This window comes from Micrococcus sp. HMSC31B01, assembly GCF_001816085.1.
In the GTDB taxonomy this organism is placed as follows: domain Bacteria; phylum Actinomycetota; class Actinomycetes; order Actinomycetales; family Micrococcaceae; genus Micrococcus; species Micrococcus luteus.
On sequence record NZ_KV824902.1, the window covers coordinates 703 to 1,661 of the forward strand.

1 protein-coding gene is annotated in these 959 nt (G+C 74.6%); it reads left to right on the forward strand.

From position 1 onward, the window contains the following. On the forward strand, nucleotides 1–959 hold a 959-nt coding region (locus HMPREF3105_RS13445; protein WP_246830305.1), incomplete at both ends, for an efflux RND transporter permease subunit.

The following is a 959-nucleotide window of genomic DNA, read 5'->3' on the forward strand; positions in this document are numbered from 1 at the left end:
CGAGGAGGCGGTGGCCGGCCAGGCCGCCGCCGCCCTGCAGGCCGTGCCCGTGGGCGACGTCCGCTTCGGGTTCGAGAGCTTCGCGGTGCAGCTGGGTGACCCGGAGCCGGTCGAGTCCCTCGACGCCCTGCGCCAGGTGCCCGTGGAGACGGCCGAGGGGCCCGTGCCGCTGGGGGACCTCGCCGAGGTCTCGCGAGTGCCGGTGCCCGCCCGGGTGACGTCCTCGAACGGCGAGCGGACCGCCGTCGTCACGGTGACCCCGGACGACGAGGACCTCGGGGCCGTCTCGCGCCGGGTCACGCAGGCCGTGGCGGAGCTGGACCTGCCCGAGGGCGTCACCGCGGCCGTGGGCGGCGCGGCGGAGCAGCAGGCGCAGACGTTCCGGGACCTCGGACTGGCGCTGCTGGCCGCCGTGGCGACCGTGTACGTCGTGATGGTGGCGACGTTCAACTCGCTGCGCCAGCCGCTCGTGCTGCTCGTGTCGATCCCCTTCGCCGCCACGGGCGTGTTCCTGGCGCTGCTGGCCACCGGCACGCCGCTGGGACTGTCCACGATGATCGGGCTGCTCATGCTGGTGGGCATCGTGGTGACGAACGCGATCGTGCTGATCGACCTGATCAACCAGTACCGCCGCGACCGCGGCATGACCCTGGACGAGGCGATCGAGGTGGGCGCGCTCAACCGCGTGCGCCCGGTGGTGATGACGGCCCTGGCCACCATCCTGGCCATGACCCCGATGGCCCTGGGCATCACGGGGCACGCGGGGTTCATCTCCCAGCCCCTCGCGGTGGCCGTGGTGGGCGGCCTGGTGTCCTCCACCCTGCTCACGCTCGTGCTCGTGCCCGTGCTGTACCGGCTCACCGAGGTCCGCGGGGAGCGCCGCCTGCAGGAGGAGCGCCGTGTCGCGGCCGAGCGGGAGGCGCAGCGCGTCGCGGCCGAGCGCGCGGCCGAGCAGGCGC